Consider the following 20,735-nt stretch of genomic DNA (forward strand, 5'->3'; position numbering starts at 1 on the left):
GTCTTCTCGCAGGGCCAGAGGATTCGGCCTAGGTCAGAGGGTCGGGCGACCATGGCCAATCGTATGTGAGCGGATAGGACTCATAGGACCTCTAGGACTCATACGAGCGATGGCGGGCGAGCCCACCCCAACCCCTCCCTATGGGAGGGGCATTGGAATGTCACCGGTCGTGGTCGCCCTGGCGGTGGATTTTGTGGCCGGCGTCCTTGAGGGTCTTCTCGCGGTGGGCGAGCTCGAGGTCGTGGTCGACCATCATTTTGGCGAGCTGTTCGACGGTGGTGGTGGGTTCCCAGCCGAGCTTGGTTTTCGCCTTGGAGTAGTCGCCCAGCAGCTCGTCGACCTCGCTAGGGCGGAGGTAGCGGGGGTCGAAGGCGATGAAGTCGGTGTAGTCGAGGCCGACGTGCTCGAAGGCCATGCGGGCGAACTCGCCGACGGAGATCATCTTGTTGGTGGCGATGACGTAGTCGTCGGGCTTGTCGTGCTGAAGCATGAGCCACATGGCCTTGACGTAGTCGCCGGCGAAGCCCCAGTCGCGCTTGCTGTGCAGGTTGCCGAGGTAGAGCTTGTCCTGCAGGCCGAGCTTGATGCGGCCGACGGCGCGGGTGATCTTGCGGGTGACGAAGGTCTCGCCGCGGCGGGGGGACTCGTGGTTGAAGAGGATGCCGCAGCTGGCGTGCAGGCCGTAGGCCTCGCGGTAGTTGACGGTCATGTAGTGGGCCATGACCTTGGCGCAGGCGTAGGGCGAGCGCGGGTAGAAGGGCGTGGTTTCGCGCTGGGGCACCTCGAGCACCTTGCCGTACATCTCGGAGCTGGAGGCCTGGTAGAAGCGGCACTGCTGGCCGGACTCCTGCTGGAACTCGCGCACGGCGTCGAGGATGCGCAAGGCGCCCATGGCGACGGTGTCGGCCGTGAAGATCGGCATGTCGAAGGAGACGCGGACGTGGGACTGAGCGCCGAGGTTGTAGACCTCGTGGGGGCGGACGCGGCGCATGAGCTCGGAGAGGGAGTTGCTGTCGCAGAGGTCGCCGTAGTGGAGTTTCAGGCGAGCGCCGCCGGCGTGGGGGTCCTGGTAGATGGGGTCGATGCGGGCGGTGTTGAAGGAGGAGCTGCGGCGGATGATGCCGTGGACTTCGTAGCCCTTGCTGAGGAGAAGCTCGGCGAGGTAGGAGCCGTCCTGTCCGGTGATGCCAGTGATGAGGGCGCGGCGGGGTGCGATCAAGGTGGGCTCCTAAGACTCCCGAAGGGGGGATGTCGGCGATTTTAGAGGTGGGGTTGAAGGCGGAAGGGGGAGAAGAAATGTCGGATGTGCGATGTCGGACTTCGGATGTGAGGCGGGGCGAGTTCGACGGGTTGCGTTGAATCGCACCGACGATTGCGGGCGTGAGGCGATCAAACCCACCCCAACCCCTCCCTCAGGGAGGGGCTTTCAGAGCGGCCAGAAGCGGTGGTTGGGGGGCTCGGGTGGGCGGGGGAGGTTGGCGGGGGCGGGGGGTTCGTGGGGGAGGTTGGCGGCGGGTGGGGGGTCGTTGATGTGGTCGGAGTGGCGGAGGGAGTTGAGGGTCACGGCGAGGAGGGCGAGGGAGAGGGCGAGGGGGGTGAGGGGGCGGAGGTAGTGGAGGAGCCGGTTGAAAGGCACACCGGTCGGGAGACCGGTGCCACCAGAAGAAAGCAGGGCGAACAGCATGAGGGCGAAGGGGTCGACGTAGCGCTGGAAGAGGTCGTGGTTGGCGGTGCTGGCGGCGGTGTAGCCGAGGATGGCCGCGATGAGGATGAGGCGGCGGCGGGGGTCGTTGGCGGCGGCGAGGGCGAGGATCGCGAGGGCGCCCAGCATCGAAAGGGCCAGCATGAACGGGGAGGTGTGGCCGGCGATGAGCGGGAGCTTGGCGGCGATGTTCCACAGGCCGCTGCGGCGGCCGGCCTCATAGTCGTGGTTGGTGGGGACGATGCACGCGGCCACGAAGATGAGCGCCAGGATGACGAGGAGGGTCGTGCGTTGCGTGCGCCACAGGCGCAGGGCGTGGGGCCACCAGAGGGGCGCGAAGAAGGGTGAGAAGGCGCCGAAGGTGGCGAGGATCATGACGAACGCCGCGGGGTTGGCGCCCTTGTACCAGCCCTGGAAGACGGGCGGCACGAGGCCCTGCCAGTAGCGGGCGAAGAGGGCGAGGATGGCGAGAGCGGGGACCGTGAACGCGACGGCGAGGAGCGTGCGGGTGAGCTGTCGCGGCACGTCGGTGAAGACGAGCTTCAAGGGGATGAGCGGATCGGTGGTAGGGTCGGCGGTCGCCTCTTGGCTTGAAGGGGTAAGCCACGCGGCCACCCACAGCAGGCCCGCGGTCCACGCGTGGATCTGGCGGACGAGCACCAGTGCGAGGAGGATGAGGCCGCCGAGCGTGAGCCACGCGAGTGTGAGGCGCGGGCGGAGAGCGATGAGGAGGATGGCGAGCACGCCCAGCCAGCCGAGGTCGTCGGGGAGGAGCCAGGCGCTGCTCTGCACGACGTAGACCGAGCAGGCGAAGGGGAGGGTGATGGCGATGGCGAGCAGTGGGGGGGCGCGACGTCCCGCGGCGTGGCCCAGGAGAAATGAGAGCGTTGTTGCGATCAGGAGCGAGACGAGCTGGAGGGCGGTGATGGAGGGGCTGATGAACCTGGCGACGGCGGCCTCAAGGATGTGGTAGCCGGGCGTGGTGGCGGACTTGTAGTGCCAGAGGTCGAAGTCGGGCCACTGCCGGGCGAACTGGCGGATGGTGGGCTCGTGGTAGAGCTTCTGGTCGTAGGCGACGCGGGAGGGGATGCGGCTAGAGAGGATGAGGGCGAGGCCGAGGGCGAGGGTGAAGGCCGCGAGGGTGAGGGCGGGGAGGAGGGGGCGGGGGTTAAGGGTTGGAGGTGGCACGTCGAGGATGAGTATCGGCATTTGGGTGGCCAGCCGCTCCGCGGCGGCTTTTTCAAGGCTTACGAACTGGCGGGGGTGTCCGGTCGATAATGGGTGTCCGAAGGAAGACCGCCGCGGAGCGGCGGGCCACCCATGCAGGACAGGAGGATCATGGCAGGACCAATCTCCAGGTTGATGCAGGCGATGCACGGGCCGGTGTACCGGGCGCGGCTGCGGGCGCTGGTCGCGGCCATCCTGCCACACCTCAAGGAGGGCGACCAGGTCCTCGATGTGGGGTGTGGGAACGGCACGCTGGGGCGAGCGTTGATGGACGACCCGCGCGCGCCCAGGGGGCTGGTGGTGGAGGGGTTGGAGCGTGTGGCGCGGGGGGGCGAGCCGATCACGGTGCACGCGTACCCGGGCGGGCGCATGCCCTTTGGTGATGGGACTTACGACGCGGTGATCGTGGCGGACGTGCTGCACCACGAGCAGGACCCGGAGGGGCTGCTGCGGGAGTGTGCGCGGGTTTCCAGGCGGCTGGTGATCATCAAGGACCATCAGCTGAAGGGCGTGCTGGCCAAGGCGCGGGTGAGCTTTATCGACTGGGCGGCGAATGCGCCGTACGGCGTGCCGTGCTTGTACCGGTACAACACGCCGGGGGAGTGGTCACAGGTGCCGGGGCGGCTGGGGCTTGAAGTGGCGGAGAGCCTTGGGTCGATGAAGGTCTACCCGCCGGTGGTGAACCTGCTGTTCGGCGGGGGGTTGCACTACTTCGCGGTGCTGCGGAAGCCAGAATCGCAAGGGCCGGGAGCTTGAGGCCGCTGGATGGTGAGCGCGACAGGTCGGGCCACCGGCAGGACACGATCATGAAGCATGATCGTGGCACGGTGTGGTCTCTTGTGCGCCTGGCCCGGTTGCACCAGTGGCTCAAGGGCGTGTTCGTTCTCATTGGGCCGTTGTACGGGCTGAAGGACCTCACTGCTCAGCAGCACGAGTTATGGTGGGAGCCGCTCACGGCGGGGCTGCTGGCGTTCCTGGCGTTCGGGTTTGCCAGCAGCGGGTGCTACGTCATCAACGACCTGCACGATGCCGAGCTGGACCGGATGCACCCGCGGAAACGGCACCGGCCGATCGCGAGCGGGGCGGTGGGGAAGGGGGCCGCGGGGGTGTTCGCGGCGGTGCTGTTCGTGCTGGCGGCAGGTTGCATTCTCGCGCTGGACGCAGCGGTACGGCTGGGCGTGGCGGCGGTGGTGCTGGGGTACGTGGTGAACGTGTTTGCGTACTCGGCGTGGCTGAAGCACGTGGTGATCGCGGATGTGCTGTCCCTGGCACTGGGGTTCGTGCTGCGGATGTTCGGCGGGTGTGCCGCGGTTGGGATCGCGCCGACCACCTGGCTGCTGAACGTGACGTTCTTCCTGGCGATGTTCCTGGCCTTTGGGAAGCGGCTGGGTGAGCGGCGGACGCTGGGGCTGGATGCGGCCAGTGCGCGGGGGGTTCAGGCGGCGTACACGGATGAGCTGCTGCGGATGGTGGTGGTGGTGACGGGTGTTGCAACCCTTATCACCTACGCGGGTTATGTGCAGGCGCGGGAGCCGGAGACGAGCTTCCAGGTCTGGCCGTTCCTCGCCAGGTTCAACTTCCTGTGGTTCACCATGGTGCCGGCGATTTATGCCCTGATGCGGGCGATCGTGCTGCTGGAGCGGGGGCAGTACGACGACCCGACGGAGCTGGCGGTGAAGGACCGCCCGATGCAGGGGGCGGTGCTGGCGTTCATGTTCTTGACGGCGGGCGTGCTGAGTTGGAAGCTGTGGGCTCCCCAATAGGGGTGAAGTACCGATCCGTGACAGAGAACTGTCGGTTGTGCGTCTCTCGTAGAGTCTCTGCCCCACGGTTTTCCCATCGTGGGCCTTTGTAAGTGCTTGCAGGTGTTCGAGAACGGAGGTTTCTGATGCTGATGCGGTTGGCCAGGATTGCGACGGCGGCGGCTCTGGTGGCGGCGTGCGGTCTCGCGACGCCGGTTGTGGCCCAGGACGGCGCCCCTTCTGGTGGTGGCGAGGCCCCGCAGTTCAAGCCCTTTGCCGAGGTGAGCAAGGGGTACGAGAAGGTGATCTCCACGGCGGACGGGCAGAGCTTCTACACGCTCTTCACCCGCAAGCGCGACGGGGGCATGCTGGCGGAGCTGCCCCGCGGGTGGGAGAGCCAGAAGCAGTTCATTGCCATGACGGTGGCCAGCGGCGAGAGCTATGCGGGCCTGCAGACCGGCGACCTGTACGTGTACTGGAAGCGGTTCGACAACCGCCTGATGCTCATGGAGCCCAACGTGGGCACCCGGAGCAACGGGGACCCTGAGAGCAAGAGCAGCGTCAAGAACCTGTTCACCGACCGGGTGATCCTGGATGTGCCGATCGTGTGCATGGGGCCCAACGGGCAGCCGGTGATCGACTTCAAGGCGCTGCTGGCCGGTCGCATCCGCGAGGTGTTCACCGCGGGCGGGGGCGTGGGGCGCGTTGGGCGCGGGGCGCTGAGCGCCAACGCGAGCCTGGCGACCATCAAGGATGCGAAGGCGTTCCCGAAGAACGTCGAGATCACGTACGAGATGCCCACGACCAACGGGCGGATCCAGGCGTTCCACTACTCGATCAGCTCGATCCCTGACAGCACGGGGTATCAGCCGCGGGTGGCGGATGACCGGGTGGGGTACTTCACCACGGTGTACCGCGACCTGGGCAAGTTCACCGACCGCGAGAAGTGGGTGCGGTACATCAACCGCTGGCACGTTGAGAAGCGCGATCCCAAGCTGAAGATGAGCCCGCCCAAGGAGCCCATCGTGTTCTACATCGACACCGCGGTACCGGTGCGCTACCGCACGGCGGTGCGCGAGGGCGTGCTGCGGTGGAACAAGGCCTTCGAGAAGGTGGGCATCAAGGACGCGATCGAGGTCTACCAGCAGGACGAGGCCACCAACCAGCACATGGACAAGGACCCGGAGGATGTGCGGTACAACTTCATCCGCTGGCTCTCCAATGACGAGGGCACGGCCATTGGCCCCAGCCGCACGCACCCGCTGACCGGGCAGATCCTGGACGCCGACGTGGTGCTGACCGACGGCTGGATCCGCCACTTCTGGGTGCAGTACAACGAGATCATGCCCGAGATCGCGATGGAGAACCTCTCCGGCGAGACGATCGCGTGGCTGGACAAGAACCCGCAGTGGGACCCGCGCGTCCGCCTGGCTGATCCGGGCGAGCGCGACGCCATCATCGCCCAGCGCGCCCGTCGCGGCGTGCTGGCGTACGGTGGGCACCCCATCGCCATGCACACCTCGGGCGCCCAGGAGCACGACTCCACGCGCCTGGCCGGCGCGCGGGAGTTCGACGGGTTGATCGGTCGCTCCAGCCAGTTCAACGGGCTGTGCCTGGCGGCCAAGGGCAAGGCGTTCGACATGGCCACCATGCAGATGACCATGGAGATCATGGACATGGACGAGGTGGCCAAGGCCTACGGCATCGAGACCGGGGCCGAGGGCGAGCCGGCTGAAGGAGAGAAGGGCGAGGGCAAGAAGAAGGAGAAGGGCGACTCGCTCGACGGGATCCCCGACTGGTTCGTGGGGCCGCTGCTGGCGGACCTGGTGAGCCATGAGGTGGGCCACACGCTGGGCCTGCGGCACAACTTCAAGGCCTCGGGCCAGTGGACGCTGGAAGAGGTCAACAGCGAGAAGGTGAAGGGCAAGAGCCCGATCACCGCGTCGATCATGGACTACACGCCCGTGAACTTCGCCATCAAGGACGGCAAGGCCACGGGCGACTTCGCGATGATTGACGTGGGCAAGTACGACTACTGGGCGATCGAGTACGGCTACACGCTGGATGATCCCAAGAAGGTGCTGGAGAAGGTGGGCGAGCCGGGCCACGAGTACGGCACCGACGAGGACGTCGGCGGGCCCGACCCCTTGGCGCAGCGTTATGACTTCTCCAAGAACCCGATCGATTACGCCAAGAGCCAGATGGAGCTGGCCAAGTACCACCGCGAGCGGCTGCTGGAGAAGTTCGCGAAGAACGGCGAGAGCTGGGCCAAGGTGCGGCGGGGCTACACCATCAGCCTGGGCATGCAGACGCGCGGGCTGAGCATGCTGTCGCCGTGGGTGGGCGGGGCGCACGTCAACCGCGACCACAAGGGCGACCCCAACGGTCGCGAGCCGATCGTGGTGGTTCCCGCGGCCCAGCAGCGCGAGGCGCTCAAGTGGGTCATCGAAAACTCGTTCTTCGATGAGAGCTTCGGGCTCACCCCCGAGCTGCTCCAGAAGATGACGGTGCAGAAGTGGCTGGACCAGGGCGGTGGTCGCGACGCGGCCGAGGACGCGACCTGGCCGGTGCACGACCGCATCGCGGGCATCCAGAGCTCGGTGCTAACGATGCTGATGAACCCCACGACGGTGCGGCGGGTGTTCGACAACGAGTTCCGCGTCAAGGCCGAGGAGGACGTGCTCACGCTGCCCGAGATGCTCGACACCATTCACGCGAGCGTGTGGAGTGAGCTCGAGAAGGGTGGCAGCGGCAAGTTCACGGCGCGCAAGCCGATGATCAGCAGCCTGCGCCGCAACCTGCAGCGCGAGTACCTCGACCGCATGATCGAGCTGACCTTCCCGGGCAGCGGCAGCGGCGAGGCGTACAAGCCGGTCTCCAACCTGGCGATGTACAAGCTGCGGGGCCTCAAGGACCGCATCGCCCGCGTGCTGGATGACAAGGGCGCGGCCGGGAACCTCGACGCGTACACGCTCGCTCACCTGACCGAGGCGCGCACGCGGATCGAGAAGGCCCTGGATGCCGGCTACACCCTCAACGGCGGCGGCGGCATGGGGGGCATGGGCGGGTTCATCATCCTGGGCAACACGCCCGAGACGGTGCAGCCCACGCAGCAGGCCCCGGCGCTGCAGTCGATCCCGACGCAGTACCTGCCGGAGGAGGCGCCGGCCTCGCAGCCGGTTCCCGCGCCGAAGCAGTGATGCGTGTTCCGTGAGTTGATCAGGAGGGCCCCGCGGGTGCGGGGCCCTCTTTGTTTTTGCGGGTCGATTGAGCACGCCGCAGGCGCGACGGTGAGTAGGCGTGGGCAGAGCCAGGCCGCCCAGCGCCGCCCACGGACCTGCTGCGGCGTGCAAGGACCGCTCGCCGGCAAGCCGTGGCCTCGTCAGAGGAATTGACGCTCATCACCCCACCCCCGGTGATGAGCCTCTATTCACTCTTGACCCGGGCGAGGTCCTGATATGGTGGTGGGGGTTGGTAGGGTGAAACGCGGGGGCGGGGGTGGGCGTAGAAGGTCGGCCCGGTCGGGCTGGGCGTTCGCCTTCGGGTCAGCAAGCTGGGGTGGTCGATATGAGGGGCATGAGGGTGACGACATCCAGGGCACGCGGCTTTACGCTCATCGAGCTGCTGGTGGTGATCTCGATTATCGCGCTGCTGATGGCCATCCTGCTGCCCACGCTCAGCGGGGCTCGGGAGGCGGCCCGGCGGACCAAGTGCCTGGCCAACCTCAAGGGCATCGGCCAGGGCGTGCAGCTGTACCTGAACACCGAGGGCAAGGGGTACATCCTGCCCAAGGTGCGGCCGCTGAACAGCGGGACCAACCAGAACGATCCGTCGCTGTTCGACGTGATGGTGCGGTACGTGGACGCGGCCGTGCCGCAGGAGACGGCGCCGGACTCGGGCGAGTGGGTGGTGAGCGACCCGTGGAAGTGCCCGTCGGACCAGAAGACGTGGCGGGCGACGGGGACCAGTTGGGAGTACCCGCCGGGTGATGCGATGCTGGCGGCGGAGATGGCCGTGCTCAGCAACGTGCAGCATGCGGTGAGCAAGGCGTACGAGGTGTTCCCGGTCAAGCTGCCGATCTTGGTGGATGCCAACGACTGGCACAACCCGCGGTATGACGTGGAGACACGCTCCGGCGATGGCAGCAGCGAGTCTCTCGAGCGTCGGTGGGACCGCAACGGCCTGATCTATGGTGACCTGCACGCAGAGAAGGTTCCGTTCCAGCAAAACACGAGCACTCTCCAAGACTTCTTCGAACTGGTCCGCCAGTTCAGCGGCGGCTTTGGTTCACCCTGAGGAGCACCCGTGTCTGCACTGTCGAACATCTTCTCGCGGCTGAGTGATGCCCTGGGCGGGTCGTCGGGGTATCGCATGCCGCTGCGCGAGCGGCTGCGGATGGTGGAGGAGCGCGCGAAGGACGGCGTGCAGCAGTGGTGGGGGCGGCAGACGGCCGACGAGCCGACGCGCCTCCGCACGATGCGGCGGCTGTGGATCGGCGGGACGGTGGCGGTGCTGATGCTGGCCGGCGGGGCGTGGTGGCTGTGGGGGCCGCGGATGCAGCCCAACTACGAGACCGCGGCCCTGGACGAGGTGTTCGACTACACGCTGCTGAGTGATGAGTTCAACGCGCTGCCGATCGAGGAGCGGATGAAGCTGCTGGGGCAGCTGGTGCAGCGGATGAAGGGGATGAGCGCCGAGGACTCGATGCTGCTCGCGGCCTTCGCGTCGGGGATCGGCGGGAAGATGCGCAAGCAGCTGGAGGAGAACGCCAGCAAGATCGCCATCGACCTGTGGGACAAGCACGCGAAGGAGTACGACACGGTCCCGCCGGAGGAGCGCGAGAAGTTCCTGGAGGACGCGTTCGTGGACTTCTCGCAGACGCTGGAGCAGCTGGTGGGCGAGCAGCGCGACATGAGCCCCGAGGAGCGGGTGGCGGACGCCAAGAAGCAGGCCGCGCGTGACATGGAGTGGGCGAAGAAGAACCCGGAGCGGATGCCCAGCGGCCGCATGATGGGCACGGCGTTCGGGCTGATGAACAACAACGTGGGCGGGCACGCGTCGCCGGAGCAGAAGGTGCGCGGCAAGCAGATGATGCGGGACATGGTGCGGCACTTCCGCGGGCAGGACGTGGCGACGGGGAAGCCGAAGGCGCCGGGGCCGCCGTGATGGTGGTGCGCGCGGAGGACGTTCGGAACGAGCCCCGAACGAAGTGAGCGGGCGGTGCTGCCCGCGTCGCCGGTTCTCGCGAGGACCCGTCACTGCGTTCCGGGCTCGTACGAACGGGCAGGGTGCGCACGGGCGGGCAGGAGGTTCATCAGCGCAAAAGTCGTTCGGAACGAGCCCCGAACGGAGTGAGCGGGCGGTGCTGCCCGCGTCGGCGGGTTACACGGAGGACCCGTCACTGCGTTCCGGGCTCGTATGAACGGGCAGGGTGCGCACGGGCGGGCAGGGGGTTGATCAGCTCAAAAGTCGTTCGGAACGAGCCCCGAACGGAGTGAGCGGGTGGTGCAGCCCTTGTCGCCGGTTTCTCGGAGGACCCGTCACTCCGTTTCCGGGCTCGTATGAACGGGCAGGGTGGGCACGGACGGGCAGGGTACATGTTGACGCGAGAGACGTTCGGAACGAGCCCCGAACGAAGTGAGCGGGCGGTGCAGCCCGCGTCGCCGGTTTCTCCGGAGGACCCGTCACTTCGTTCCGGGCTCGTATGAACGGGCAGGGTGGGCACGGGCGGGCAGGGTGCGCAAGGGCGGGCAGGGTGTCTGTACAGTTTCTGCCATGTCCCTCCCGCTCGCGTACTTCCTCACATGGGCGTGCTATGGCCAGCGGCTGCACGGTGATGAGCGCGGCACGGTTGACCGCGAGCACAATCGGCGCGGCTCTCCGATGCTCGCACCGGACCCGAGGCGGGTGGCCCGCGAGCGCGCGGTGATGAACGGACCGCCGGTGACACTCTCGGCAGCGATGCGGGCCGTCGTCGAGGATGCGATCCCACAGCTGTGCGAAGAGCGGGGCTGGCGGCTGATCACGCAGAGCGTGCGCACCACGCACGTCCATGTGGTCGTGAACTGCCGTGGCTCGCACTCGCCGGAACGAGCAATGGCGCAGTTCAATGCGAGGCTGACGCGCGAGCTGCGGCGCGCCGATCTCGCGGGCGAGGATCAGCACCTGTGGGCGGAGCACGGCAGTACGCGCTGGATCAACGATTACGCGGGGCTGTACGGGGCCATCGCGTACGTCAACGACTGGCAGACAGGTCCGAACCGCGAGATGCTCGAGGAGCACCGGCGGGCGACGCGGGCGCACATTGAGTCGCTGAAGGCGTGGCTGCGCGAACAGGGACTGCCGGAGGACGGCAGCACTGTGGTGGTGGGTGAGAGCATGGAAGAGCGGCATGCGCGCGTGAACCCGGAAGTCGTTCGGAACGAGCCCCGAACGGAGTGAGCGGGCGGTGCTGCCCTGGTCGCCGGTTTCTCGGAGGACCCGTCACTTCGTTCCGGGCTCGTATGAACGGGCAGGGTGGGCACGGGCGAGTGAGGTGCTTTTCGATGCGAGCGACGTTCGGAACGAGCCCCGAACGAAGTGAGTGGGCGGTGCAGCCCGCGTCGCCGGTTCAGGCAAGGACCCGTCACTGCGTTCCGGGCTCGTTACGAACGGGCACCGTGCGCACAGAAGACGTTCGGAACGAGCCCCGAACGGAGTGAGCGGGGGGTGCAGCCCGCGTCGCTGGTTTCTCGGAGGACCCGTCACTTCGTTCCGGGCTCGTCGCGAACGTGCACCTCGTTCACCCTCAATCCTTCTCCGTCCTACACGTCAGCACCAGCCTGCCCGCGTCTACCCGCACGCCGGTGATGCGCACGAGGCGGCCGTTGTCGAGTTCGATGACGGGGCGGTCGAGGGCGGGGCGTTGGCCCTCGAGGGCGGCGAGGATGTCGTCGGTGGAGTCGCCGCGGACCATGGAGCCGAACTGGTCGAGGAGGAACTCGCGGGGGAGGGGCAGGCCGCCCAGGGCCATGCCGGAGATGTTGAGCCACACGCCGCCGTCCCTGATCTCGGGCAGGCCGGTGACGGTGACGACGCGATCGAAGCCGCCCTGCACGAGGTGGATGCCCACGCGTACCTGGCCGGGCTCGAGGGCGACCTGCACGCCGTCGATGGCCTGCGGCCAGTGGCCGTCGCGGTTGGCGACCCAGCCCTTGAGGCGCGTGGCGAGCCAGGCGTTGGCCTCTTCCTCGCTCACTTCCAGCTGCCACTCGCGGCTGCGGTAGGGGCCGGGGGCCTCGGCGGGGCGTGCCCGCGAGAGCTCGGAGACGACGGTGTTCTCCACCTGCTCGGCCTGCACCTGCGTGGGCTCGTCGAGCGGGACCTCGTGCCACCACTCCGGCCGCTGCTGCGAGAGCCACCAGGCGTAGCCGCCCGCGATCGCCAGGAGCAGCACCAAGCCCAGCAGGAGCAGGAGCAGCACGCGCCGGGCTCTGGGGCGTGCTTTCCGGGCTTGCGGGTGAGGGCGGGGCATCGGGGGCCATGCTAGCCGTGTACCCTCTGGCCATGGCCAAGAAGCCCGCCGCGAGCACCGACCTCAAGCCGATGGAGGAGTGCCGCGTCTTCATCATCCAAGGCAAGGAGGCGTTCCTGCGGGTGGAGCGCACGGCGGAGGTGCGCGAGCGGCTGGAGAAGCACTTCGGGGGCGTGGACGTGTTCACCTTCGACGGCAACAGCGCCACCGCGGCCGACGTGCTGGACGAGTGCCGCAGCTTCGGGCTGATGTCGGGGCACAAGCTGGTGATCGTGGAGGACGCGGAGGAGCTGGTGAAGGAGGACACGCGCCCGCTGTTCGAGCGGTACGCCGAGTCGCCCTGTGAGGGCTCGACGCTGGTGCTGCGGAGCGGGGCGTGGCGGGCGGGCAAGCTGGACAAGATCGTCAATGAGGTGGGGATGACGATCCTTTGCAACCCGGTGAGCGACAACGAGGCGCAGAAGTGGGTGAGCAAGCGGGCGGGGAGCGAGCACCGGGTGAAGATCGATCCGGTGGCGGTGTCGATGCTGGTGATGCGGGTGGGCGCGGAGCTGGGGAAACTCGACACGGAGCTGGCAAAGCTCGCGGCCGCGGCCCCCGAGGGGCTGATCACGCCCGAGATCGTGCAGCAGTTCGTGCAGCCCACGCGCGAGGAGGCGGTGTGGGGCATCCAGCAGACGCTGCTGACAGAGGATGCGAATACGGCGATGCAGCACCTGAGGTACGTGCTGGATGTGTCGCGGCACCCGCCGCAGCTGGTGCTGTACGCGTTCGTGGACCTGGCGCGCAAGGTGCACGCCGCGTCGCGGGCGCTGCACCAAGGCGTGTCGCCGCAGGTGATCGCCCGCACGCTGAAGCTGTGGGGCGCCTCCGAGCACGCGATCCTCAAGGCGGGCAACAACGCGAACCCAGCGCGGGCGCTGCGGCTGCTGCGGGACTGCGTCGCCGCCGACAGCCGAAGCAAGTCGGGCTTCGGCGAGGTGGAGCGGACGCTGGAGCGGCTGGTGGTGCGGTTCTCGCAGCTGCTGGGCTCGCACAACACCGCCCAGAACACTGCTGGATCGAGGCGCTGAATGACCGAGCTGCTGTGGCGGGCGTACGCGAAGGTGAACCTGTGCTTGTCGGTGGGTGCGCCCGAGCCCGAGGGCTCGCCCAGGGCGGGGTGGCACGCGATCGCGACGTGGATGCAGTGCATCGACCTGCACGACGAGGTGCGGATCAGCACGCGGGCGGAGGGCACGCCGTCGAGCGTGACAGTGCGGTGGGCGGAGGATGCCCTCCGCTCGACGCCGATCGACTGGCCCATCGAGAAAGACCTGGCGTACCGGGCGCTCAAGGCGCTGGAAGTGCACGTTGGGCGGCCGCTGCCGGTGGCGGTCGATGTCGTGAAGCGCGTGCCTGTGGGCGGGGGGCTGGGCGGGGGCTCGGCCGATGCCGCGGCGGTGCTGCTGGCGGTGCCGCGGGTGCTTGGGTTTTCGGTTGATCCGGCCGACACGCTGCGGCTGGCGATGTCGCTGGGGTCTGACTGCGGGTTCTTCGCGGACGCGGACGCGGCCGAACAGACGCCCGCCCGCGCGGCCCTCATCACCGGCTTCGGCGATCAGGTGCATCGCGTCGAGGGCGTCGCGTCCGAGCTGCTGCTGATCGTCCCCGCGTACGGCTGCCCGACGCAGCCGGTGTACAGGATGTTCGACGAGGTGCTGAAGGAGCAGCTGCGCGACGAGATGATCGATCGTGCCCGCAAGGGGCTGATCGGCGGCAAGGAGCGGCAGACGTCGCCGCGGGAGTCGCTGGTGGAAGCCCGCTGGCAGAAGGCGGCGGAGGTTGGGCGCGTGGACGGTGACAAGCTGTTCAACGATCTGGCGATCCCCGCGTTCCGCATCGAGCCGCGCCTGGGGCAGCTGGTGACCGCGCTGGCGCGGGCCACGCGCGAGACGCCGGTGGTGACCGGCAGCGGCAGCTGCGTGTTCTTCCCCACGACGGCGGGGAAGATCGACAAGCTGCACGAGCGGGCGGCGAAGCTGCTGGAGACGGCGGCGGGCGAGGACTTCGCGGCGGGGGCGAGGGTGGTGCGGACGCGGCTCGTGTAAGGCGGCGCGCAGGTGCGCGCAAGAGACGTTCGGAACGAGCCCGGAACGCAGTGACGGGTTCTCAGGATGATCGGCGACGAAGGCGGCACGGCCCGCTCACTTCGTTCGGGGCTCGTTACGAACGACGCGCCTGCAGGGAGCGCCAGCGCCGTTCGGTACGAGCCCGGAACGCAGTGACGGGTCCTCAGGATGATCGGCGACGAAGGCGGCACTGCCCGCTCACTTCGTTCGGGGCTCGTTACGAACGGGCAAGGTGCTTCCTATCCGCAACCCACCCTGCCGCCGGTGCGAACAATGAGTTCCCCGGGGCTGCGAGGGGTCGGGCCCGCGGAGGGAGGTTCAACATGCCCGCCCGTGTACTGATCGCGGTCCTGCTCGCGCTGCTGCCCGCCCGCGCGTTCGCGCAGGTGATGCGCCACACCATCGACTTCTGGAACGACCCGTTCGTCGCCAGCTCCAGCAGCGAAGACCCGGGCTGGGTGAAGTTCGCGATCGTGCTGTCGGACCCCGCGACGGTGGTGTTCCAGAACAGCAACCAGTACCGCTTCCACTACGACTTCGCCCGCCAGCACCTGCCGCCGTTCATCGGCGTGAGCCGCGCCCAGTTCGACGCGTCCACGCTGCACACGACCGGCCAGCAGGCGGTGCTGGGGGCGGTGCTGTTCCCAGGCTTCGGCTCCACGACGGGCGCCAACGAGTTCGGCGTGCAGCTCGTCGGGCAGGACGTCTACCCGCGCGAGTTCGTGCGCGATGTGTTCAACACCGTCAAGACTAAGGTCCTCAACAACCCGGCCGCGGTGCCGCTGTACATGCCCACCTTCGAGCAGAGCGCCCTCGCTGAGAGCGAGCGGGCGTGGTTCGCGGGCGAGGGTATCACCGTGGCCAGCCCCGCACGCTGGGCCCGCGGGAACGCGGTGTACGCCCCGGGGTGGGCGCTGGGGCGGCTGAAGTTCGTCACCGCCTCGCAGATCGACGCCGCGTACGGCGCCGGCACGCTGCTGCCCACCGACATCCTGCTGACCGACGGCGTGCCCGCGGAGGTGCCGTTCGTCGCGGGCATCGTGTCGCTGGGGCCCGCGACGCCCAGCTCGCACGTGGCGATCCTGAGCCAGTCCTACGGCGTGCCCTTCACGCACCTGGCGGTGGCGGAGGACGCCGCGCGGGCGCAGGCGCTGGAGGGCCGGCGGGTGCTGCTGCGGGCGTACGACTTTTTCGGCGGGAACGAGGTGCTGCTGCTGGACACGACCGACACGCTGACGCAGGCGCAGGCCGCGGAGCTGCTGGCGCTCAAGGCCCCGCCGGTGCTGCAGATCCAGCCGATGGCGGTGCGGGGGGCGTACAGCGTGAACACGAACCCGCTCACGCCCGCGGATATCCGCTTCGTTGGCGGCAAGGCGTCGCACTACGGCATCCTGCGGCGGGCCATCCCCGCCAGCATCCGCCCGGGCGCGGCTTTCACCTTCGACCTGTGGAACGCGTACCTCTCGCAGCCCTTGGGGAACGGGCGCACGCTGCGCGAGGAGATCGCGGCACGCCTGGGGCACCACACCTGGCCGCCGGCGAGCATGGCGGCGCTGCGGGCGGACCTGGAGGGCGTGCGGGCGCTGTTCACCAGCACGGCGGCAACGACCTTCTCGCCCACGCTGCAATCGGCGGTGCTGGCGACGCTGCAGGACCCGCAGTACGGCTTTGATCCCAACGTCAAGCTCCGCTTCCGGTCCTCGACCAACGTGGAGGATTCCGACGACTTCACCGGTGCGGGGCTGTACGAGTCCTTCAGCGGCTGCCTGGCGGATGAGCTCGACGGCGACACCGTGGGCCCGAGCATCTGCGAGCCGGGCGAGGCCAACGAGCGCGGCGTGTTCCGTGCCATCCGGCGCGTGTACGCGAGCTTCTACAACGAGAACGCGTTCATGCAGCGGCTGCGGTTCGGCGTGAACGAGTCGCAGGTGGGCATGGGCCTGCTCGTGCATCACTCTTTCCCGGATGAGACCGAGCTGGCCAACGGCGTCGCCGTGGTCCGGCGGAACACCTTCGGGAACTTTGAGATTCGGATCACCTCGCAGGTGGGCGCGACCTCCATCACCAATCCCAGCGACGGCTCAACGCCCGAGCAGGTCGAGGTGCTCATCTTCAACTTCACGTCCTTCACGCGGCTGGTCCGCAGCAGCGACCGTGTGCCGCTGGGCGGCACGGTGATGAACTGGGACACCGACTACGGGGCCCTGGTCTCGCGGCTGGTGAGCGCGTCGGACCGCTACGCCTCCGAGATGAACTCCCCGCAGCACCTGCTGGACTTCGAGTTCAAGAAGACGACATTTGGCGGGGCGATTGAGATCAAGCAGATGCGCCCGCTGCCCCTGCCCGACATCACGCCGTCGGTGGTGCCGTACCTGGTGCCGCAGCCGACGGAGTACTGCGTGTTCCAGGGCGAGTACGGCGATGTGTTCGCCAACCACCGCCTCAAGCAGCGGCTGACCCTTGACACGGGGTTCGTGCGGCTGAACCGGCCGCTCGCGGGGTCGTTCTTCACCGGCGCACGCCAGGTGCAGCGGGATGGGTGTGCGACGGTCGAGGCACAGGGGCCGCTGGCGGGCTTCCCGCAGTACCAGTGGAGCGGCGGCACATCGACCATCACCGAGCGGTGGCGCTCGCCCGACCTGACGAATGCGCGGGCCAACGCGCTGGGCGTGGACTCAATCCCCATCATGGTCTCGCAGGTCCAGTCCCCAGTGCTCACCATCCGCGACCTGGGCCACCCCATCAACGGCATGCGCGGCCTCGGCCTGCAGGTCACGCACGACGCCCCGGTGCGGTCGATCGACTGGCTCAACAACCCCGTGTGGGTGAACACCGAGAGCGTGATGCTGTGCCCATGCGAGGAGCTGGTCCCGGCGGGGCTCGTCACGCGCGAGATCGACCTGCCCAACGGGGTGCAGGTGACCACGTCGTTCTACTGGCCTGACCCGGCGTCCGGGGCGGTCGCGGGCTACACCGCGCACCTGACCCGCTGGGAGCAGACGGTGATCACCGGCCTCACGGCCCAGCCGATCGTCCTGACGGGCGAGCAGGCCCAGACCTACCGCCCCGGGCACCACAACTTCTCGGAGAGTTTTATTTTCGAGCCCCGCCTGGACCCTGCGGTGCCGGCGACGCAGCTGGCCGAGCTGCGGGGGCTGGGCATCGCGGCGATCTACCTCGAGGGTCCGCCGTGGGAGGTCGAGTACCTGGCGACCCTCGGCCCGAGCTGCCCTACCCCCTGCTACCAGGACTTCAACGGCGACGGCGACCACGGCACCGATCAGGACATCGAGGCCTTCTTCGCCTGCATCGGCGGCCACTGCTGCGCGGCGTGCGGTCCGGCGGACTTCAACGGGGACGGGGACACCGGGACGGACCAGGACATCGAGGCGTTTTTCAGGGTTCTGGGCGGGGGGGCGTGCTAGGGGTACCCCTACCCCTAGTGGTTTGAAGCTCAGTTCATCCAACAGAATGCGCTTTGAAGCGATTCGATCGAACCCCTGCTCACTTTTCAACGATAAGGCACTATCGCTTCAATTGCGGGGCCGGATTTCAGCTATCGTTTCAATCCAAGATGGACCCCAAAGAGTTCATGCCGACAGCGCCTGGTCGCCTGGTCGTTGCCACAGGCTTCGAACAGAGGCTTCGACGAGGGATGTGGGAATCGGTACCGGTGCGGTCTCACGCATTTGTGCCGAATCCACTACCGCCCTCCTTTTCGGATGCACAGCGTGGTCAAGTCTTGAGCGAGGTGGTCGCCGCGCAGACGGCCCTCATCAGACTGGAAGGACTCCTCCGGGGCATGCCCGACCCTCATGCGCTTCTCGGACCGATGCTGAAGCGCGAGGCTAAGTACTCATCGAAGATCGAGAACACGACCGCTTCGATCCGCGAGATCGCTCTGGTCGAGGCAAATATGCCCGCCCCGCGGCCGGAAGTGGCTGAGGTTCGGAACAACTTGCTGGCCCTTCAGCATGGAATCAACTCACCTCTCCCGCTCTGTCTGCGCCTCATGAGGGAAATGCACGCGGTGCTACTGCTTGGCGTGGACGACACCAAGCAGCCGGGGCACTTCCGTGCGAGTCAAGTTCACATCCGTGGTGTCGAGCCGGGGCTGGAGACTGCACGTTTCGTTCCTGCGCCGCCAGGTGACGAGATGCAGTCCTGCTTGAACTCTTTCGAGAAGTTCTTGAATCGGAAGGCTGATCCGGGTTCTCCTATCGAGTTCCCAGTGGAACTCGCTCTCGTTCATTACCAGTTCGAGTGCATCCACCCTTTCATGGATGGGAATGGGCGCCTTGGTCGGCTCTTGATTCCCTTAGCGGGGATCAAACGAGGACTTGTTGAGTTCGCATTGCCTCACGTGAGTCGATTCCTTGAGAGCAACCGGGAGGAGTACTGCGAGCTCCTCCTGAGAGTCAGTACGAAAGGGGATTGGGTTTCATGGATTCGCTTCTTCTGCAGGGCAATCGTTGAAGACTGCACGAAGAACATGGTTCGGGTGCGGCGTTTGGCGGATCTGCGGGAGGAGTACCTCCAGCGTGTCACCGGCAAGAAAACAAGCGTCCTAGCGCAGCAACTCGTGGACTTGCTCTTCGTGCGGCACGCGGTGACGACGGCGATCGTCTCTCAGGAGCTCGGAATAACAACTCCACCGGCACAGAAGCACATCGACCGACTCGAGAAGGCCAAGATTCTCCGCGAAATAACGGGTGGAAACTACGGTCGAGTCTGGGTTGCCGAGGACCTCGTCAGGCTGATCGAGGCTGAGGATTGATCTGCTGCTCCCACCGCGTGTTGAGCGTGTGCGGCACGCCCAGGTGGTCCAGCACCTTGCCCACCACGAAGTCAACCAGGTCCTCGATGCGCTTGGGCATCATGTAGAAACCGGGGTTCGGTGAGCAGATGGTCGCGCCCGCCAGGGCCAGCGTCTCCATGTTGCGGATGTCGATCAGGCTCAGCGGCATCTCGCGGTGGCAGATGATCAATGGCCGCCGCTCCTTGAGGCACACGGCCGCGGCCCGGCAGAGCAGGTTGCTGCCGCTGCCGGTGGCGATCGCGCCCAGCGACGCGGAGGAGCATGGCAGCACGGCCATGCCGGAGTGGTGGAAGCTGCCGCTGGCGATCAGGGCGCCGACGTCCTTGTTGGGATGGAGAATCAGCCGCAGGTGCGGGTCGATCCCGGCGTTGGCCAGGTTGGGCACGAGCTGCTCGAAGGTCAGCTCGCGGACGCCGCACTCATCGAAGAGGAGGCGGCGGCCGTACTCGGTGCACACGAAGTGCACCTCGTGCCCGGCGCCCAGGAGCAGCTCCAGCAGCCGCAGGGTGTAGGGTGCCCCTGAAGCGCCGGAAACCCCGACGACGTAACGCCTTGCGGGCGGCCCGCCCACGGTTGCAGCAGTCGCGTTCATCCTGCCGATGGTAAGTGGTTCCGGACGCGGGGGCTTGCCAAAGCCCCGCCGGTCCACTTTCGGTACGATGGACGCACGCGGCGTGGAACGCCGCGGGGAGAGCACCCGACGCGCAGCATCTGCGCACCGGGCCGAACGGAGTCGGAGGAACGCATGAACATCACGAAGATCACGAACGTCGCGGGCACGGCCGCAGTCGTCGGCCTTGCCATCACCCTGGCCCTCAACGCAGGCTGCCAGAAGTACCAGAACTACCCCGTCGTCCCTACGAGCAAGGGCCTGGCGGAGGACCCCAGCAACCCGGCGACGGAGGCTGCGATCGTGGCCGCGGTGCAGTACGTGGGCAACCGCTACCCGCCCAACGGTGAGCCCGTGGCGCTCAAGCCGGGCAAGGAGCCGGGAAAGCTGATGGTGGACTACCCGTTCGCCCTCAACCTGCCGGCGGGGATGCGCAAGAGCTTCTATGAGCGGATCCCCGGCAAGATCGGGCCGAGCGTGGTGCCGCTGACGCCCGAGGTGGTGGAGGAGGGCACGCTGCCGATCTTCCACGTGACGCGGGTGCAACTGCGGTTCAACAGCGGCATCGTTGATGTGCTGCGGCCGGTGCCGGAGCTGGGCGCCGGGCCTGACGGCAAGCCCATCTACCAGAAGTTCACCGTGCGGCTGCAGGGCGGCTTCGAGCCCTGGCGGGCCCTGCACGCGCGGGCGTGGGACCCGGGCTTTGACGAGGCGCCGCCGGTCTACTTCGTGCCCGACATGGAGCGGGTGGAGCAGTTCAAGTACTCCACGGTGTGGACCCCCGCGCAGCGGGAGGAGTACGACCGCGGGCTGCTGGCCAGGGCCGAGCCGGTTGTGACGCCGCAGGAGCCGCTGACTGTGCGTGTGCGCCCGAAGATGGAAGTGACGGACGGGGTGGCGAGCGAGAAGCACACGGATTGACGTCGCGGCGATTCGATGTTCGACCTTCGCGCGGGGATCACGACAGCCGTTGGGAACGAGCCCCGACGCGTCTTCGCGCGGCGTCCGCCC

At 67.6% G+C, this 20,735-nt stretch carries 15 protein-coding genes; 11 read left to right on the forward strand and 4 right to left on the reverse strand.

The genetic code is table 11. The features are described from left to right. Positions 1-160: 160 nt before the first annotated feature. Positions 161-1,219 (reverse strand): GDP-mannose 4,6-dehydratase, encoded by a 1,059-nt coding sequence (gene gmd, locus VD997_02620; GenBank protein ID HYE60865.1) that lies wholly within the window; start codon positions 1,217-1,219, stop codon positions 161-163. A gap of 207 nt (positions 1,220-1,426) precedes the next feature. Further along, complete coding sequence (locus VD997_02625) at positions 1,427-2,911, reverse strand: hypothetical protein (GenBank protein ID HYE60866.1); 1,485 nt, start codon at positions 2,909-2,911, stop codon at positions 1,427-1,429. Between the two features lie 129 nt (positions 2,912-3,040). Between VD997_02625 and VD997_02630 the strand changes: the two genes are divergently transcribed. The 6 genes from VD997_02630 (at position 3,041) to VD997_02655 (ending at position 11,112) form a co-directional block, all read left to right on the forward strand. Then, entirely contained in the window at positions 3,041-3,685 is a 645-nt protein-coding gene (locus tag VD997_02630; GenBank protein HYE60867.1) for a class I SAM-dependent methyltransferase, read from the forward strand. A gap of 50 nt (positions 3,686-3,735) precedes the next feature. After that, positions 3,736-4,692 (forward strand): UbiA family prenyltransferase, encoded by a 957-nt coding sequence (locus tag VD997_02635; GenBank protein ID HYE60868.1) that lies wholly within the window; start codon positions 3,736-3,738, stop codon positions 4,690-4,692. A gap of 125 nt (positions 4,693-4,817) precedes the next feature. Further along, positions 4,818-7,871, forward strand: a complete 3,054-nt coding sequence (locus tag VD997_02640) for a zinc-dependent metalloprotease (GenBank protein HYE60869.1) — start codon at positions 4,818-4,820, stop codon at positions 7,869-7,871. Positions 7,872-8,247: 376 nt separating this feature from the next. Next, the gene (locus tag VD997_02645; protein HYE60870.1) at positions 8,248-8,967 is read left to right on the forward strand and encodes a type II secretion system protein; all 720 of its coding nucleotides are present in this window, start codon (positions 8,248-8,250) and stop codon (positions 8,965-8,967) included. 9 nt (positions 8,968-8,976) lie between these two features. After that, positions 8,977-9,837 carry a hypothetical protein gene (locus tag VD997_02650; protein HYE60871.1) on the forward strand — a complete coding sequence of 287 codons (861 nt, stop codon included), beginning with the start codon at positions 8,977-8,979 and terminating at the stop codon, positions 9,835-9,837. A gap of 609 nt (positions 9,838-10,446) precedes the next feature. Beyond that, entirely contained in the window at positions 10,447-11,112 is a 666-nt protein-coding gene (locus VD997_02655; GenBank protein HYE60872.1) for a transposase, read from the forward strand. A gap of 346 nt (positions 11,113-11,458) precedes the next feature. Here the strand turns inward: VD997_02655 and VD997_02660 are convergent, their stop codons facing one another. After that, entirely contained in the window at positions 11,459-12,133 is a 675-nt protein-coding gene (locus VD997_02660; protein HYE60873.1) for a hypothetical protein, read from the reverse strand. A gap of 83 nt (positions 12,134-12,216) precedes the next feature. Between VD997_02660 and holA the strand changes: the two genes are divergently transcribed. From holA to VD997_02680, 4 genes are all read left to right on the forward strand, one after another. Continuing rightward, positions 12,217-13,257, forward strand: coding sequence for a DNA polymerase III subunit delta (holA, locus tag VD997_02665; protein HYE60874.1), 1,041 nt, complete (start codon positions 12,217-12,219; stop codon positions 13,255-13,257). After that, on the forward strand, positions 13,258-14,274 hold the full coding sequence (locus tag VD997_02670; GenBank protein ID HYE60875.1) for a hypothetical protein: 1,017 nt from the start codon (positions 13,258-13,260) through the stop codon (positions 14,272-14,274). 344 nt (positions 14,275-14,618) lie between these two features. Beyond that, on the forward strand, positions 14,619-17,720 hold the full coding sequence (locus VD997_02675) for a PEP/pyruvate-binding domain-containing protein (GenBank protein ID HYE60876.1): 3,102 nt from the start codon (positions 14,619-14,621) through the stop codon (positions 17,718-17,720). A 326-nt stretch (positions 17,721-18,046) separates the two neighbouring features. Beyond that, the gene (locus tag VD997_02680; GenBank protein ID HYE60877.1) at positions 18,047-19,072 is read left to right on the forward strand and encodes a Fic/DOC family N-terminal domain-containing protein; all 1,026 of its coding nucleotides are present in this window, start codon (positions 18,047-18,049) and stop codon (positions 19,070-19,072) included. Here VD997_02680 and VD997_02685 read toward each other — a convergent pair. Further along, positions 19,047-19,706: a UbiX family flavin prenyltransferase gene (locus VD997_02685; GenBank protein HYE60878.1), complete on the reverse strand. Its 660-nt coding sequence runs from the start codon at positions 19,704-19,706 to the stop codon at positions 19,047-19,049. The genes VD997_02680 and VD997_02685 overlap by 26 nt on opposite strands. A 153-nt stretch (positions 19,707-19,859) precedes the next feature. Here VD997_02685 and VD997_02690 point away from each other — a divergent pair, with 153 nt between their 5' ends. Beyond that, positions 19,860-20,645 carry a hypothetical protein gene (locus VD997_02690; protein HYE60879.1) on the forward strand — a complete coding sequence of 262 codons (786 nt, stop codon included), beginning with the start codon at positions 19,860-19,862 and terminating at the stop codon, positions 20,643-20,645. The last annotated feature ends 90 nt before the right edge of the window (positions 20,646-20,735 follow it).

It is taken from the genome of Phycisphaerales bacterium, assembly GCA_035627955.1.
Taxonomy (GTDB): Bacteria; Planctomycetota; Phycisphaerae; order Phycisphaerales; family UBA1924; genus JAEYTB01.